General features: G+C 65.4%; 19 protein-coding genes. 9 read left to right on the forward strand and 10 right to left on the reverse strand.

All coding sequences use genetic code 11. From position 1 onward, the window contains the following. Positions 1-37 precede the first annotated feature (37 nt). Positions 38-1,285: a hypothetical protein gene (locus ACODTA_RS09035; protein WP_489065574.1), complete on the forward strand. Its 1,248-nt coding sequence runs from the start codon at positions 38-40 to the stop codon at positions 1,283-1,285. A gap of 24 nt (positions 1,286-1,309) precedes the next feature. Here the strand turns inward: ACODTA_RS09035 and glpX are convergent, their stop codons facing one another. Further along, on the reverse strand, positions 1,310-2,284 hold the full coding sequence (glpX, locus tag ACODTA_RS09040; protein WP_489065575.1) for a class II fructose-bisphosphatase: 975 nt from the start codon (positions 2,282-2,284) through the stop codon (positions 1,310-1,312). Positions 2,285-2,340: 56 nt separating this feature from the next. On the opposite strand from glpX, the gene ACODTA_RS09045 reads away from it, so the two are divergent. After that, positions 2,341-2,787 (forward strand): hypothetical protein, encoded by a 447-nt coding sequence (locus ACODTA_RS09045; RefSeq protein ID WP_489065576.1) that lies wholly within the window; start codon positions 2,341-2,343, stop codon positions 2,785-2,787. Between the two features lie 40 nt (positions 2,788-2,827). Here the strand turns inward: ACODTA_RS09045 and ACODTA_RS09050 are convergent, their stop codons facing one another. Beyond that, positions 2,828-4,120 carry a homoserine dehydrogenase gene (locus tag ACODTA_RS09050; protein WP_489065577.1) on the reverse strand — a complete coding sequence of 431 codons (1,293 nt, stop codon included), beginning with the start codon at positions 4,118-4,120 and terminating at the stop codon, positions 2,828-2,830. 363 nt (positions 4,121-4,483) lie between these two features. Between ACODTA_RS09050 and ACODTA_RS09055 the strand changes: the two genes are divergently transcribed. Both ACODTA_RS09055 and rarD read left to right on the forward strand, forming a co-directional pair. Continuing rightward, the gene (locus tag ACODTA_RS09055) at positions 4,484-4,657 is read left to right on the forward strand and encodes a hypothetical protein (protein WP_489065578.1); all 174 of its coding nucleotides are present in this window, start codon (positions 4,484-4,486) and stop codon (positions 4,655-4,657) included. An 88-nt stretch (positions 4,658-4,745) separates the two neighbouring features. Further along, positions 4,746-5,651: an EamA family transporter RarD gene (rarD, locus tag ACODTA_RS09060; protein ID WP_489065579.1), complete on the forward strand. Its 906-nt coding sequence runs from the start codon at positions 4,746-4,748 to the stop codon at positions 5,649-5,651. 7 nt (positions 5,652-5,658) lie between these two features. Here the strand turns inward: rarD and ACODTA_RS09065 are convergent, their stop codons facing one another. The 3 genes from ACODTA_RS09065 to ACODTA_RS09075 all read right to left on the reverse strand — a co-directional run bounded on the left by ACODTA_RS09065 (position 5,659) and on the right by ACODTA_RS09075 (position 8,254). Next, positions 5,659-6,168 carry a hypothetical protein gene (locus tag ACODTA_RS09065; RefSeq protein ID WP_489065580.1) on the reverse strand — a complete coding sequence of 170 codons (510 nt, stop codon included), beginning with the start codon at positions 6,166-6,168 and terminating at the stop codon, positions 5,659-5,661. A gap of 64 nt (positions 6,169-6,232) precedes the next feature. Next, positions 6,233-7,600 carry a cytochrome P450 gene (locus ACODTA_RS09070; RefSeq protein ID WP_489065581.1) on the reverse strand — a complete coding sequence of 456 codons (1,368 nt, stop codon included), beginning with the start codon at positions 7,598-7,600 and terminating at the stop codon, positions 6,233-6,235. 150 nt (positions 7,601-7,750) lie between these two features. After that, positions 7,751-8,254, reverse strand: coding sequence for a glycine zipper 2TM domain-containing protein (locus ACODTA_RS09075; protein WP_489065582.1), 504 nt, complete (start codon positions 8,252-8,254; stop codon positions 7,751-7,753). 119 nt (positions 8,255-8,373) lie between these two features. On the opposite strand from ACODTA_RS09075, the gene ACODTA_RS09080 reads away from it, so the two are divergent. Continuing rightward, complete coding sequence (locus tag ACODTA_RS09080) at positions 8,374-8,973, forward strand: YdeI/OmpD-associated family protein (RefSeq protein WP_489065583.1); 600 nt, start codon at positions 8,374-8,376, stop codon at positions 8,971-8,973. A 39-nt stretch (positions 8,974-9,012) separates the two neighbouring features. Here ACODTA_RS09080 and ACODTA_RS09085 read toward each other — a convergent pair whose 3' ends face one another. Both ACODTA_RS09085 and ACODTA_RS09090 read right to left on the reverse strand, forming a co-directional pair. Continuing rightward, positions 9,013-9,234, reverse strand: a complete 222-nt coding sequence (locus ACODTA_RS09085; protein ID WP_489065584.1) for a hypothetical protein — start codon at positions 9,232-9,234, stop codon at positions 9,013-9,015. A 145-nt stretch (positions 9,235-9,379) separates the two neighbouring features. Continuing rightward, a complete protein-coding gene (locus ACODTA_RS09090) occupies positions 9,380-9,745 on the reverse strand; it encodes a PilZ domain-containing protein (protein WP_489065585.1) in 366 nt (121 codons plus the stop codon). A gap of 303 nt (positions 9,746-10,048) precedes the next feature. On the opposite strand from ACODTA_RS09090, the gene sseA reads away from it, so the two are divergent. From sseA to ACODTA_RS09105, 3 genes are read left to right on the forward strand one after another with little or no spacing between them, the layout of a single operon-like run. Next, positions 10,049-10,888, forward strand: a complete 840-nt coding sequence (gene sseA, locus ACODTA_RS09095; protein WP_489065587.1) for a 3-mercaptopyruvate sulfurtransferase — start codon at positions 10,049-10,051, stop codon at positions 10,886-10,888. Then, a complete protein-coding gene (gene metC, locus ACODTA_RS09100; protein ID WP_489065589.1) occupies positions 10,843-12,102 on the forward strand; it encodes a cystathionine beta-lyase in 1,260 nt (419 codons plus the stop codon). Before sseA ends, metC begins: the two co-directional genes overlap by 46 nt. Further along, entirely contained in the window at positions 12,099-13,046 is a 948-nt protein-coding gene (locus ACODTA_RS09105; protein WP_489065590.1) for a mechanosensitive ion channel family protein, read from the forward strand. Before metC ends, ACODTA_RS09105 begins: the two co-directional genes overlap by 4 nt. Before the next feature lie 43 nt (positions 13,047-13,089). Here the strand turns inward: ACODTA_RS09105 and ACODTA_RS09110 are convergent, their stop codons facing one another. Beyond that, complete coding sequence (locus ACODTA_RS09110; protein WP_489065591.1) at positions 13,090-13,431, reverse strand: hypothetical protein; 342 nt, start codon at positions 13,429-13,431, stop codon at positions 13,090-13,092. Between the two features lie 233 nt (positions 13,432-13,664). Between ACODTA_RS09110 and ACODTA_RS09115 the strand changes: the two genes are divergently transcribed. Further along, positions 13,665-14,429: a TorF family putative porin gene (locus ACODTA_RS09115; RefSeq protein ID WP_489065592.1), complete on the forward strand. Its 765-nt coding sequence runs from the start codon at positions 13,665-13,667 to the stop codon at positions 14,427-14,429. Positions 14,430-14,728: 299 nt separating this feature from the next. On the opposite strand, the gene ACODTA_RS09120 is transcribed toward ACODTA_RS09115, so the two are convergent. After that, entirely contained in the window at positions 14,729-15,148 is a 420-nt protein-coding gene (locus ACODTA_RS09120) for a DUF3035 domain-containing protein (protein WP_489065593.1), read from the reverse strand. After that, positions 15,141-15,671, reverse strand: coding sequence for a signal peptidase II (lspA, locus tag ACODTA_RS09125; protein ID WP_489065594.1), 531 nt, complete (start codon positions 15,669-15,671; stop codon positions 15,141-15,143). The genes ACODTA_RS09120 and lspA overlap by 8 nt, the downstream gene beginning before the upstream one ends. Positions 15,672-15,678: the final 7 nt, after the last annotated feature.

Raw genomic sequence — 15,678 nt, forward strand, 5'->3', positions numbered from 1 at the left:
CTGTATTATTTGAATAATACAGTTGAGGGGAGGACATATGCGCGGACGATCGCGTCTTACGATGCTCGCCGTCTCGCTGACCGCGATGGCGACGATCCACGCGCCGCTGGCGGCGGCGGATCCAGAGCCGGCAAAGCTGATCGCGACGCATAGTCGGCCATTCTCGTTCACGAACGAGGCACTTGCCGGCCCTGGCGCCGATTTCCTCGAGGCGGCCACCGCCGACAGCCAGTTCGTGCTGTTCGGCGAGGATCATTATCTCCACGACACGCCCGTCTTCGCCGCGGCGCTTTTCCGGATGTTGCGTGAGCGGCATGGCTTCCGCCATCTCGTCGTCGAGCAGGACAGGATCGCGATGGAGGATGCGCTGGCGCCCGCGAACCGTGGCGATGCCCGGCGGCTTGGTGCGCTCGCCGCGCGTTACCCCAATCTCTTCGAATTCGCGTCCGACCAGGATCTCGAATTGCTGGCGCTGGTCGGGCGGCTGGAGAAGGGGCCGGAGGCGATCTGCGGGATCGAGCAGGCGCTGGGGCCGGTCCGCTATTTCGACGAACTGGCGGCAGCCGCGCCCAATCGGGCGGTGCGCGCGGAGATCGCCGCCCTGCGCGCCCATGCGCTGATGCGCGATCCCGACGCCCGCTACAGCGTCAATTTCCTGTCGGAAGCGAGGATCGAACAGCGGCTCGAACGCTTGCGCGCGGAATTTGGCGCGAAGCCGGGCTCACGACATGACGAGATGCTGCTCGGCCTCATGCGCTCGGCGGAGATCTTCAGCTATTATCGCCGCGCCGAGGCGGGCGAGCCGGTGGCGCTGTTCAACAACACCGTGCGCGAGGCCTGGTTCAAGCGGCTGTTCATGGATTGCTATCGGCGCGCCGCGAAGCGCGGGGCGCTGCCCAAGGCGCTGTTCAAGTTCGGCGCGAACCATATGTATCGCGGCAAGAACCCGACCCAGGCCTTCCCGATCGGCAATTTCGCGCATGAATTCGCGATCGCCAACGGCAAGGATGCTTATGGCCTGTTCGTGTTGCCGCTGACGGGCGCGGGCTATGCCGATGTTCCGGACTGGCTGAAGGTGATGCTGCCCGCGACGCCGCCGGCCCAGCCGGTGATCGTCGATCTGCGCGCGCTGCGCCCGATGCAACGGCTGGTGCGCGCGCCGCTCAAGGAAAGCGATCACACGCCGTTCCGTGAAGTCATCAACGGCTTCGACGCGATCGTGATCCTGCCGGGCGAAAAGCCGGCGACGATGAAACTGAGCGGATTGAAGGGGCTGCGCGAGTAAAGGAAACCCCGCAGCCCTTCGGAATCACTTGGGCTTGCGATGCTCGCCGCGCACCCAGCGTACCGTGCCGGAACTGGCGCGCATGACGACGCTTTCGGTGGTCATCAGCCCGCCGCGCTTGCGCTTCACGCCTTCGAGCAGCGATCCGTCGGTCACGCCCGTCGCCGCGAAGATGCAGTCGCCCTTGGCGAGTTCCTTCAGGTCATAGACCTTGTCGAGATCGGTGATGCCCCATTTGCGCGCACGGGCCTTCTCGTCCTCGTTGCGGAACAGCAGCCGGCCCTTGAACTGGCCGCCGACGCAGCGCAGCGCCGCGCAGGCGAGCACGCCCTCGGGGGCGCCGCCCGATCCCATATACATGTCGATCGTGGTCTCGGGATCGGTGGTCGCGATCACGCCCGCGACGTCGCCGTCGGGAATCAGCATGATGCCGCAGCCGATCGCGCGCAGCTCGGCGATCAGCTTCTCGTGGCGCGGGCGATCGAGCACGCAGACGATGATCTCGGACGGATCGACGCCCTTGTGCGCCGCGACGGCGCAGACATTGTCCTTCACCGGACGGTTGAGGTCGATGATGTCGTCGGGATAGCCGGGGCCGACCGCAAGCTTCTCCATATAGACGTCGGGCGCGTTGAGCAGGCCGCCCTCTTCGGAAATGGCAAGCACGGCCAGCGCGTTGGGGCCGGCCTTGGCGGTGATGGTCGTGCCTTCCAGCGGATCGAGCGCGATGTCGATCCTGGGGCCGGTGCCGATCGCGTTGCCGACCTTCTCGCCGATGAAGAGCATCGGCGCTTCGTCGCGTTCGCCTTCGCCGATCACGACGGTGCCGTCCATGTAGAGATCGTTGAACGCCATGCGCATCGCTTCGACGGCGGCGGCATCGGCCGCCTTTTCGTCGCCACGCCCGATCAGCGTCGATGCGGCGATCGCCGCGGCTTCGGTGACGCGGACCATTTCGAGCACCAGGACCCGGTCGAGAATCCGGCTTGCTTCCACCATCGGCTTCGTGTTCCCCTCTATCGGCTGCGAAAGCGCGATAGGCGAGGGTTGTTGCAATGTCGAGAATCGCCGTGCGTGCTTTCTGCCTTTTGGCGGCGCTTGCATGCGTTCCATCGATTCGCGCGCAGACGGCGGGCCTGACCGCCGAGGACGCGCTCACCAATTTCAAAGACATGGTCGCGGTGCCCGATGCGCGCTGCGCCGGCGCAGACCCCATCTCCGGCGAGATATTGGTGTGCGGCAAGCGCGACGATCAGCGCGCGCGATTGCCGCTGCGCAACGAACGCGATGCGCCCGATGGAGAAAGGCGCGCGACCGGGGATCTGCCCGGTGCGTCCGCCGCGCGTATGCGCACGGGATCGTGCGGCGTCGTCCAGACCGGCGAATCATGCACCGGCGGGTTGCCGGTCGTGGCAGCCGCCGCTGCGGTGATCACGGGAATCAAGCGGCTGATCGACCCGGATGGGGCGATCGATCCGCCACCGATACCGGGGCGGAAGTAGCAAGACGCCATTCCGGCTTTCGCCGAAATGGCGGACGAATCTACAGATCCAGGATGTGCATCACCATCGGCTGGCCGGTGAGGCTGTCCGATCCGGCGAGTCGTTCCAGCGCGTCGGTGATGCAGCGTTCGGGGCACGCATGGGTGACGAGCACGATCAGCGCGCCGCCGTCCTCGCTCGCGCCACGCTGGATGAAGCTTTCAATCGACACGCCGGCATCGCGCATCGCCGTCGCGATCTCGGCGAGCACGCCCGTGCGATCCTGCACGGTCAGGCGCAGGAAGGTGCGGCCCGTGCGATCGCCCGAATCGGCGCGCGGCGGGCGCGCGAGCGATCCCACCGGCATCGCGAAGGCGGGGCCATATTCGTTGCGCGCCACGTCGATCAGATCGGCGACCACCGCCGATGCAGTGGGGCCGTCGCCCGCACCCGCACCCTGGAAGAACAGCCGGCCGACGAAATTGCCCTCGGCGACCACGGCGTTCAGCGATCCCGCGACATGCGCCAGCGGATGCGCCATCGGCACCAGGCAGGGATGGACGCGCTGGAACAGCCCGTCTCCGTCCGCCTCGGCCATGCCGACCAGCCGGACGCGGAAGCCGAGCGCCTGCGCCTCCGCGATGTCGGCGGCGATCACATGGCGGATGCCGGTGGTGGCGACGCCCTCGAAATCCAGCTCGCTGCCGAACGCCAGGCTGGCGAGGATCGACAATTTGTGCGCGGCGTCGACGCCGTCGATGTCGAAGCTTGGATCGGCCTCCGCATAACCGAGCGCCTGCGCTTCGGCGAGGACGCCGGCGAAGTCGCGCCGGTCCTGTTCCATCGTCGTCAGGATATAATTGCAGGTGCCGTTGAGGATGCCGTAGACCCGCTTGATCTCGTTGGCGGCGGCACCTTCGCGCAGGCCCTTGATCACGGGAATGCCCCCGCCGACCGCGGCCTCGAACTTCAGCGGAATATCCTGCGCGTCCGCCACGCCGGCCAGGCTTAGGCCGTGATGCGCGATCATCGCCTTGTTGGCGGTGATGAACGCCTTGCCCGCCGCGAGGGTGCGGCGCGCCAGTGCGAGCGCGGGGCCGTCGGACCCGCCGATCAGTTCGACGACGGCGTCCACGCCATCGATCTCGCCCAGCGTCGTCATGTCGTCGACCCACTGGAAGCGCGAGATATCGATGCCGCGATCCTTGCTGCGGTCACGCGCGGAGACGGCGACGATCTCGATCGGCCGGCCTGCCCGCCGTTCGATCAGCGCCTGGTTCACCTCGAGCAGGCGAATGACGCCGCCGCCCACCGTGCCAAGCCCCGCGATCGCCACTCTCAGCGGTTCCGCCATAATCCGTCTTTCCTCTTTGTTTCGCGGCCCTCCTAGAGCCTGATCGATTGAGGTGGAAGCACTTCGTGCTTCCGCCGAAGTCGTGAATCAGGCTCTCATCCAATAGTCGAGACCATGATTCACGTTCCGGATCCGACGATCCGGAACGATCATGGTCTTGAGCCTGATCGATTGAGGTGGAAGCCCTGCGCCGCCTTGATCACTCCATCGGCGGATCGTGACGGCCCATCTCGGATACAAGGAAAGCCTATTGACTGGAGCGCCCCGGAATGTTGCCCTTGCGGTTCGCCCTGGGGGGCGAGTCTCCGGGGCGTGGATCAACCTGTTTTCAGGAGAGAGACCGTGCCGCCTCAAAAAACCGATATGCCCGTGATGTCAGCGCGCCATCCGGATGAAATGCTGATCGGGCTCGATGTGGAGCTTGATGGCGCGGCCGGCGATCTGGACGATTATGATCCCCGGCAGCGGGACGAGATCCTGGCGGTGACGGGCGACGGTGAAACGCATCACGCGTTCCTGCTCGACAGCGCCGAATAGCCGCCGTCGCGACAAGGCATCAATTTCTTTGCCCCGGGCAAGCCGATAACGCCTCGCCCTTGTTGCCGACTCTGCTATGGCGCGCGCCATGGACGCGCGTATCTCGCAAGGTCGGGCCGGACTGTTCTACGGATTGTCCGCCTATCTGATCTGGGGTTTCCTCCCGGTCTTCTTCAAGCTGCTGGGCTCGGTCTCCGCCGGCGAGGTCGTCGCGCAACGCATCCTGTGGTCGCTGGTCCTGCTTGCGGGACTGATCACCTTCAGCCGCCGCTGGCCGCATTTGCGCGCCGCGTTCCGCAATCCCGTGGCGCTGCGTTACCTGACGTTGTCCGCGGCGCTCATCGCGGGCAACTGGCTGGTCTATATCTGGGCGGTGCTCAACGATCATGTCCTGGCGTCGAGCCTGGGTTATTTCCTCAATCCGCTGATCAACGTCGCGCTCGGCGTGATCTTCCTGAAGGAACGGCTCGGCCGGGTGCAGATGATCGCGGTGGCGTTGGCGGCCGCCGGTGTCCTGGTTCTGGCATGGGGCGCGGGATCGGGCCTGTGGATCAGCCTCACGCTCGGCTTCAGCTTCGGCGTGTACGGCCTGCTGCGCAAGATGGCGCCCGTCGAGGCGATCGAGGGCCTCTCGATCGAGACCATGATTCTCTCGCCCTTCGCGCTGGGCTGGGCATTGTGGCTGTCGGCCACGGAGAAGGCGGCGTTCGGATCGGATCACACCATCACGCTGTTGCTGGTGATCAGCGGTGTGGTGACCGCGGTGCCGCTGCTGCTGTTCGCGGCGGCGGCGCGGCGCATGCCCTATGCGACACTGGGCCTGCTCCAATATGTCGCGCCGACGATCGTCTTCCTGCTGGCCGTCTTTGTCTATGGCGAGCCGCTGACGCTGTCGCACATCCTGTGCTTCACGCTGATCTGGACGGGGCTCGCCGTCTATACGGCGGGCACGCTCGCCGGCATGCGCCGCGTGCAGGTGACGGAGCCGACCTGAAGCCGGATCACTCGGTGATGGCGATCGAGCCGGTGCTGCTGCCGGCCGCCCCCTGGTTCAGCGTCAACGTGAAGGCATTGCCGTCGTCGGTCTTGCCGGACAGGCCGGTCGCGGCCTCCGCCACGGTGAAGCTTTCCGCCTTCATCTTTTCCAGGAACCAGGCTTTCACGGTTGCCGCGTCGGCGGGCGAATCGAACGCGATCGTCACTGAATCCTTGGTTTCGCCCTTTTTCGCCGCGTCGATGTTCATCGAAGTGACCTTGGAACCGGGATAGAGTTTCACTCCGCCAATATCGAAATTGTCGGCGTCGAGCTGGACCTTGGGCAGCTTGATATTGGCTTCGAAGCCCGGAACGTCGATCTTCACCGCGCCGCTGCCGCCGTCCATGCTGGCGGTGGCGGGCTTGCCTTCGCTGTCATTGCCCTTGATCGAGATGCTGGTGCCGGCATCGTCACCGCCGCCGCAACCGGCAAGCAGCGCCAACGGGGCGGTCAGGGCGAGAAGGGAAGCGCGCATCGGGTCGTCTCCTGCTGTATTAATCAGATAATACAGTTGCGGCTTTCCGTCGTCAAGCGGCGGGTCACAATCGCTCGAAACGGATGGGCAGCCCGTCCTTCGGCTTGGGGATCGGCCAATATTGCCAGGCGGTTTCGCCCTGATGCGTGCGCACGATGCGATGCGTCGTCAACAGGTGGTAAAGGAAGGTCTTGGCCTGGAGATAGGCGAAGTGCAGGCCCAGGCACATATGCGCACCGCCGCCAAAGGGCACCCAGGCGAATTTGTGGCGTCCGCGCGCTTCCTCGGGCGAGAAGCGCATGGGGTCGAAGCGTTCGGGATCGGGCCAGATCTCGGGCATCTTGTGGGTGAAGGCCACGGCGGCCGCCACATAGGTGCCCGCCGGGAAATCATAGCCCCCGAACGAGAAGTCGCGCACCGCGCGGCGCGGGATGGACGGAACCGGCGGGATCAGCCGCAGCGTTTCCTTGAACGCGTAATCGGTGAGGACGAGGTCATCGACGCGCTCATAGGGCAATGCGTCGCCGTTGAGCCCAAGGCCGAGCATCTCCGCGCGCAGTTTCTCCTCCCATTCGGGATTGCGGCTGAGCGCCGAGATCATCGACGTGAGCGAGGATGTGATGGTGTCGTGCGCCGCCATCATCAGGAAGTTCATATGATCGACGATCTCGTCGTCGGCGAGCAGCCGTCCGTCCTCGTGCGTGGCGCGGCAGATCTGGCTGAAGATGTCGTCGCCGTCGCCGTCGCGCCGCCTGGGCACCTCCCGGCCGAAATAATCGAGCAGATATTCGCGGCCCTTCACGCCGCGCCGCATGTCGGTGAAGGGCAGGGGAATGCGCACGACACCGACCGTCGCCTGCACCATGTCGACAAAGGCCTGGTTCACGCGCTGCGCTTCCGGCCCGAAGGGGATGCCGAGGAAGGACGACGCGGCCAGATCCAGCGTAAGCTGTTTGATCTCCGGATAGAAACGGATGTCGCGGCCGCTCCAGTCCGGAACGCGCGCCGCGATGCCTTCATTGAGCGATTCGGCATAGCGGCGCATCGGTTCCGGCTTGAACGCGACCGACAGGACGCGGCGATGTGCGCGATGCTTTTCGAAATCGATCAGCATCAGTCCGCGCGGAAAGAGCAGGTTGAGCATCGGGCCCCAGCCCTGTTCGGACGAGAACAGCTTGTCGCGATCGAACAGGATCAGTTCGTTGGCGTCGGGGCCGAGCAGGGTGACGGTGCGCCCGCCAAAGCTGCGGATGCGATAGACCGGCCCATATCGGGCATGCATGCGCCGCGTGAATGCGTGCGGATCGCGAAGCTGGTCGAGCGTGGAGCCGACAAAGGGGCGGCCGTCATGCCCGGGAATATGGTCGATCGCCTGGCCGACGCCACGGGGCAACCAATGGGGATTGGCTTCGAAGCTGTGCGCATAGGCCATGACCGGCTCCCGCCTGCGTTACTGACATAAAGGTTAGTAACGCAGGCGGACGTCCCATGGCAAGCATCTGCGCGAAGCTGGATACGCGGTTGGCCCGGCGGGCGATACGCAGCCCGCCGGACCTCCTGCCGCGCAGATGCTGTCCGCGGTTTAGCGGCAGGAAACCCCGCCGCGATCGATCTCGCGGCCAAGCAGTGCGCCGGCGCCGGCGCCCAGGATGGTTTCGAAGGTGCTCGAACGGCCGGATGCGAGTGAATTGCCGAGCAGGCCGCCGATCGCGCCGCCGATGATCAGGCCGGTCGTTCCGTCCTGGCGGCGGCAATAATAGCGCCCGTCATTGCCGCGATAGATGCGGTCGTTCCGGCCCATGCGGCGCGCCTGATAATAGCGGCCGTCGCGATAATAGCGGGCGGCGTCATAGCTGCGATAGCCGCGTTCCGGGCGATTATAGTCATAATCGCGATAGCGGCGCCAATCGCGATTGGCCTGGCGGCGGTCGCGGCGGGCGTCGCGCACGTCTTCGCGATAGTCGCGCTGTGCTTCGCGCACGTCGCGGCGATATTCACGTTCGGCCTGTCTCGGCGACTGGGCCATCGCCGGAGCGGCGGGGACGACGAATGCCAGCATGATCGACGCTAGAACGAGTTTCTTCATCTTATCCTCCTTCATGTTCACCCTCCGGCGGAACGGGTGCTAAACGGACAGACACGGCGAGAGTTTCGTGAACGAAAAACTACCGCCCGTTCATATGACAGACAGGGAGGGGGTTCGCGATGGCGAAGGACGAGCGGATCGACGCCTATATCGCGCGCCAGGCGGACTTCGCCCGCCCGATCCTGACGGCGCTGCGTGACGCGGTGGCGCGGCACTGCCCAGATGCATGGGAAACGATCAAATGGGGATCCCCGGCCTGGACCTATCGCGACAAGCTGTTGTGCAACATGGCCGCGTTCAAGGCGCACGCGACCTTCGGCTTCTGGCGCGGCGCTGAAGTGACCGGCGAAACCGGGCGCGCGCGCGATGCGATGGGGCAGTTCGGCCGGATGACCACGCTCGACGATCTGCCCGACGACGCCTCGCTCGGGCGGCTGATCGGCCGCGCGGTTGATCTGATCGACAACGGCGTCGGCGCCCCCCGAACGCTCAAGCACCCCAAGCCCGACCTGATCGTGCCACCGGCCTTTGCGAACGCGCTTGAGGATGCGCCCGAGGCGGCGAAGACATTCACGGCGCTGAGCCCGAGCCACAGGCGCGAATATGTCGAATGGATCGCCGAGGCGAAAAGGGAGGAAACATGTGACCGCCGCATCGCGCAGGCGATCGCCTGGCTGGCGGAGGGCAAAAGGCGAAACTGGAAATATGAGCAATGCTGACCCGCGCCATGACGGCGGATCGGATATGATCCCCCTGGATCACATGCGGATATAACGGCGCTTGCGTTTCAGGATCGCGGGCTTCGGCATGCGGATGTCGAGGAGCGGAGCTGCCGAAGCGACCGGTGCGCTCCGGCGTTCCTCGCAATCCTCGGTATTGGAACGCGTCGTGGAGGAACGCGCGGCGGTCGCGTCATCGGCGCAGAGCAACACGATCGGCGCGAGCGCAGTCGCTGCGATGATGAGAGCGGCCTTCCCCATGTCCCCAACGTTGCCCTAGCGAAACTTTACCGCAGATGAATGACGGGCGGGGACGTTACGTCATCCGGGGAAAAATAGCTACCGCGGACCTCGCGACATGCGAATCGCGCGGCCAGGGAAGCGTCTCCGCTTTTCGGATGAAGCGTCAGGAAACGAGCTTTGGCCGCCGTTCGCGCTTCGCCGGCGCCGCGCCGGTCACCGCCAGCACGGCGCGAAGCTTGTGCAGGTCGATCTCCTGCTCGAATTCCGCGCCGATCTGGCCCTCGCGCGCCCAGGCCACGCGCGCGCTGACCGTGCCGAGCGAGGGCAGGCGGACGCGGACATGGTCGCCGGGTTCGAATTCGCCGGTCGCGTCGGCCATGAAGCCGAGCGTCGAGATGTTGCGGATCACCACATCCAGCCCATGATGGCCCGACGCGCGCAGGGTGGTCGAAACCTCCACCGCTTCGCGTTCGGCGCGCCGCCGATTGGACGCGGGGATGTCGACGGCCATCTTCGCTGCGATATGCATGCGGCTACTCCATTTGGGCGCGCCGAGGCTAAGCGCGAGGAGTAAAGATTAGGTAAGGATCGGCGGCGCGACCTTGTCGTCTCGACGCGGGCGCGGGCGGTGACTAAGGCGTATCGGGCAGGGGCGGATATGCGGCTGTTTTTCAGCGAAAGCTGGAAAATGCGTCGGTTTGATTCACTCCGGCGCGCGGATGGTCTAGGCAGGAATCGGGCTTTGCCCCTATCGATACGGCATTGACCGGCGCGGACCGTTCGGCCCGAAATGGTCACGGTCCGTCGAAACAGGAATCGGGAGCGTAAATCTATGGACATGTTGGTTTCCACCGAATGGCTGGCGGGCGAACTGGGCGCTCCCGATCTGCGCGTCGTGGACGCCACTTATTTCCTGCCCGGCGGCGGTGACGCCGCCGCGCTGTACGAGGCGGCGCATATTCCGGGTGCGGTCTACATGGACCTGGAGAACCTGATCGACACCAACACCGATCTGCCCAACATGCTGCCGCCGGCCGAGAAGTTTGCCAGCCGCATGCAGTCTCTGGGTCTGGGCGACGGCAGCCGCATCGTGCTGTACGACGATTCCTCGCTGCACACCGCCGCGCGGGCCTGGTGGATGCTCAAGCTGTTCGGCGCGCACCATGTCGCGGTTCTCGACGGCGGTTTCGCCAAGTGGAAGGACGAGGGGCGCGAGGTCGCGACCGGCAAGGAGAAGCTGCGCCACCGCCACTTCACCGTCTGGAAGGACGATGCGACGCTCCGCACGCTCGACCAGATGAAGGATGTCGTCGCGTTCGAGAAGGAACAGATCGTCGACGCCCGCAGCGCCGCGCGCTTCACCGGCCAGGAGCCGGATCCGCGCCCGCGCACCCATGCGGGCCATATCCCGGGTTCGAAGAACCTGCCCTATGGCGGCCTGTTCGAGACGGACGGCCGCTGGAAGAGCCCGGAGGGGATCCGCGCGGCGTTCGATGCGGCGGGGATCGATCTCGAAAAACCCGTCGTCACCACCTGCGGATCGGGCATCACCGCGTCGGTGCTGTTCTTCGGCGCGGTGCTGGCGGGCGCGCAAAAGGTTTCGCTCTATGACGGTTCATGGAGTGAATGGGGCGCCGATCTGACCACCGCCAAGGCGACGGGACAGGCGTGAGCGGCGCCGACGACACGAAGAAGCGGGACGACGCGAAGGCGCGCGGCGACGCGACCCGGCTCGTCCAGGCCGGGCGCCGCCCGGAATGGACGGGCGGGGTGGTCAATCCGCCGGTCTGGCGTGCTTCGACGATCCTCTACGACAGTGTCGGGGAGATGCGCGCGCGCAATCGCGATACGCACCACAAGCTCTTTTACGGCCGGCGCGGCACGCCGACCCAATGGTCGCTGGCTGACGCGCTGACGGAAATGGAGCCGGGCGCCGAAGGCACCTTGCTCTATTCCTCGGGCGTGGCGGCGGTCACCACCGCGCTGCTCGCGGTGCTTTCGCCCGGTGACGAACTGCTGATGGTCGATAGCGCCTATGAGCCCACGCGCGCCTTCTGCAACGGCCTGCTTCGCCGCTACGGCGTCACGACGCGTTATTACGACCCGATGATCGGGGCGGGGATCGCCGCGCTGATCGGCGAGAAGACGCGCGCGATCTTCATGGAAAGCCCCGGCAGCCTGACCTTCGAAGTGCAGGACGTGCCGGCGATCTGCGCCGCCGCGAAGGCGCGGGGCGTGGTGACTCTGATCGACAATACCTGGGCGACGCCGCTGCTGTTCCCCGCGATCGGCCATGGCGTCGATATCTCGATCCTGGCCTGCACCAAATATATCGTCGGCCATTCGGATGCGATGCTGGGATCGGTGACGGCGAATGCCGAATATTGGCCGGCCGTGCGCAACACCACCTATGCACTCGGCCAGTATGCCGGCCCCGACGATGCCTGGCTTGGCGCGCGCGGATTGCGCACACTCGCCGTGCGGATGGAACGCCACCAGGCCAGCGCGCTGGCCGTCGCGGAATGGCTGGCGGAACAGGCGGACGTCGCCTCCGTCCTGCATCCGGCCTTGCCCGGCTGCCCGGGGCACGAGATCTGGCGCCGCGATTTCTCCGGCGCGTCGGGGCTGTTCGCCTTCACGCTCGCGGATGGCGACGATGCGGCGCGTGCCGCGCTGATCGACGGGCTGGACCTGTTCGGCATCGGCTATTCCTGGGGCGGCTATGAAAGCCTTGCGATTCCCGCCGATCCCGGCCCGCTTCGCACCGCGACGCCATGGATGGCAACCGGCCCGCTCGTCCGCCTCCAGATCGGCCTCGAGGATCCGGCGGACCTGATCGCCGATCTCGCTGCCGGGCTTGACCGTTTCAGGGCCGCGCGCGGATGAATCAGGCCCGGATCGGCGTCGCGGCGATCGGTCGTTGGTTGGCTGGCCTGGCGGTTCTCGTGCTGATGCTCGTGCTGTTCTCGGGGCAGGTGCCCGCGCTCGATCCGGTTGTCGTGATGATGGACCGGATCGGTTTCGAGGCCGGCCGCTATCGCGTGTCATTGCTCAGCGGCAGCCGCCTCGTCGTCATCGGCATCGCGCTCTATGTCGGCGTGCGGCTGACCCATCGCCTGCTGCGCCGCTATATCCGCCGCACCGACGCGCTCGACGCGACGCAGCGCCTGCTCGCCGAAAAGATCGTCGGCATCGCGCTGGTCGTCGCGGCCTTCTTCGTCGGCATAGACCTGCTCGGCATCGATCTGACCGCGCTTGCCGTCTTTTCCGGCGCGCTCGGCCTTGCCGTCGGCTTCGGCCTGCAAAAGACCTTCGGCAATCTGATCGCCGGCATCATCCTGCTGATGGATCGTTCGATCAAGCCGGGCGACGTGATCGTGGTCGGCGAAAGCTTCGGCTGGGTGAACAAGATCGGCATCCGCGCGGTTTCCGTCGTCACGCGCGACGGCAAGGAGCATCTGATTCCCAACGAGAATCTGATGACCCAGGAAGTGGAGAACTGGTCCTATTCCAACCGCAACGTCCGCATCCACATCCCCGTCCGGGTAGCCTATGGCTGCGATCAGGATCTCGTGCAGAGATTGATGATGGACGCGACGCGAGAGGCGCCGCGCGTGCTGGACGATCCGGCACCCAATGTGTGGATGTTGGCGTTCGGCGAGAACGGCATCGAATATGAGATACTGGTCTGGATCAGCGATCCCGAAAGCGGCGTCACCAACGTGAAGTCGGACGTGCTGATCCGCCTGTGGCGGCTGTTCCGCGAGAATGATATCGAGGTGCCGTTGCCACAGCGCCAGATCACGATGCGATCGACGTCACCGGCTTGAAACTGAGGGCCGGGCAGGCGATCCCGTCCGCCTCCGCATCAGGTCAGTTCAGCAGCATTTCCATGCGACGGATCGAACGCGCCATCTCGCGAGCCAGGTGCGCGGCCGCGCCCGCCACCATGGCGCCGGCGCCGCGCCCGGCGATCAGAGCGGAGAGTCCGTCGGCGGCATAGGCCGCGGTTTCCCCGGCCAGGGCGTCGAAGCGCCGCTGCACGATCGATGAAGCATGATCATAGCGCCTGTCGAGGTCGTCGGCGGTGGCGCCGTTGTCTGGCGTGTTGCCCGCCAGTTCATCGACCAGCGCGCGGATCGCGCGAAGCTGCGCGATCTGCTCGGCCGGCGCGGGCCGTGCCTCGATGGTCGGGGAATTGCCGAGATTGGACATGGTTCGATCCTAGCCCGGCCAGTCCTAACAAAGGCTTATCCCGTTCGCCGGCGGTGGTGTTGCGTTGCCGCAACAGCCGGGGCTGTTCGCTGCCATTGTCAGCACAATGATCTTGTGCACCGCAGCACAATCGGCCATCTTTCGATCGTTCCCAAGGTAATTCGCTCCGGTTTTCCAGAGAAGCGAGGCCGGGAACGCAGGCGGGACGACGCATTGAACCAGAAAGGAACATCATGCGCACGTCCATCACTGGCCTCACGGCCTTGGCTATCGCCATGCTCGCAACACCTGCCTTCGCGCAGGACGCACCCGAGGAAGAAAGCAGCATAACGCTTTCGGGCAGCGCGACATTGGTCTCCGACTATCGTTTCCGTGGCATCTCGCAGACCGACAAGGAGTTCGCCGTGCAGGGCGGCTTCACGGTCTCCCATGATTCGGGCTTCTACGCCACGGTCTGGGGGTCCTCGATCGACGATTATGTCGCGGGCGGCGGCGACCAGGAAGTCGATTTCATCGTCGGGTGGAAGAAGACGTTCGAAGGCGGCACCACGCTCGATATGGGCGTTCTCTACTATTATTACCCCGGCGCCGAAGACATCATCCCCGGCTATGACAGCGACTTTTTCGAGCCCTATATCTCTGTCTCGCACACCTTCGGCCCCGTCACCGGCAAGCTGACCGCCAACTATGCGCCCAAGTCGAACGCGCTTTCGGTGGGCGGCGGCAAGGAGGACAATCTCTATCTGGCGGCGGACCTGTCGGCGGGCATTCCCAACACGCCCCTGTCGGTGGCGGCGCATTTCGGCCACAGCTTCGGGCCGAGCTTCCTGACGATCGGCAAGGAATATAGCGACTGGAGCCTGGGCGCCACCTACGCCTGGAAGAACCTGTCGTTCGGCCTGTCCTATGTCGATACCGATGGCGCGTCGTTCAACGCGATCAGCGGCAAGAATATCTCGAAGGGGGGCATCGTCGCGTCGGTCGGCGTTTCGTTCTGACGAGGAATTGATCCGCCGCGCGGGTGGCCGGGGGCGGTCGCCCGGCGGTGCGATCACAAACACTTGCGAACATGCTGTATTTATTTAATTACCGCATATTCCGGAGACCTGACGGGCATCGCCACGACAGGGATCCACGAGTTGGGGGGAGCCTGATGTCCGGCTCGCGCGGAGGCGTATCACGCTTCCTGGCGCGGCGGTCAGGCTCAACAGGGGGGAAGGGGCCGCGTACCGGGGGGTGCACGGTCCCTTTTCACTTTCCGGGATATGAAAGGCGTGCCGGGCGTCCGGCGCCGCGCTTATTTCGGCGGCGTGGTCGCGCGCGCGTCCTGGCCGTCGCCTTCCGGCGCCGCGATGATGTCGCGGGTCACGGCGCCCTTGTCGACCACATCGGTCTTGGGATCGCCGACGTCAGAACGAATGCCCGCCGAGGACCGCGCGCCGCCCGCCTGGCTGACGACGCCGCTTTCGGCCGCGCTGCGCGCCGAAGGCCCACCGAACATCGCCTGAAGTGCTTGGGTGCTCGAATCCGCCTCGGTCGCGCGCGGCGCGCCGGGTGCCGGCGGCACCAGCGCGAAATCGGGCGGAATCACCAGCGGCGCATTGCGCGTGACGGCGAATTCATCGGGGCGTTCACGGTCCAGATAGCCGCTCGATCCGCACGCGGACAGACCGGTCAGGGCCATCCCCAGGGTCGCGATCAATGCCGGCTTACGCATCCACAGTCTCCGTACCATTCGCCGCATCCTCGGCCTTGTCGCGCACCAGCAGCGCGCGCACGAGCAGGATGAGCACGCCGATCGTAATAGCAGCATCGGCGACGTTGAAAATCAAAAAGGGACGGATCTCGCCGAAATGGAGGTCCGCGAAATCGACGACATGGCCGAAGCGCACGCGATCGACGATGTTGCCGAGCGCGCCGCCCAGCACGAGCCCCAGGCCCAATATGTCGGCGCGGCGCTTTTCCTTCCACATCCACACCGTCACGCCCACGCTGATCGCGATGGTCAGGGCGACGAGGCCCCAGCGCATCGCTTCGCTGTCGGCGCGCAGGAAGCCCATCGAGACACCGTAATTCTCGACATAGGTGAGGTTGAAGAAAGGCAGGATCTCCAGCGATTTGCCATAGCCGTCCACGCCCAGCGGGCCGGTGACGACATATTTGACGAGCTGGTCCGCGATGAAGATCGCAAGCGCCAGGATCAGGCCGAGACGGCGATGGGAACGGATGGCTTCGGTCATCGGAAAC

This window comes from Sphingomonas sp. FG14 (genome assembly GCF_057809675.1).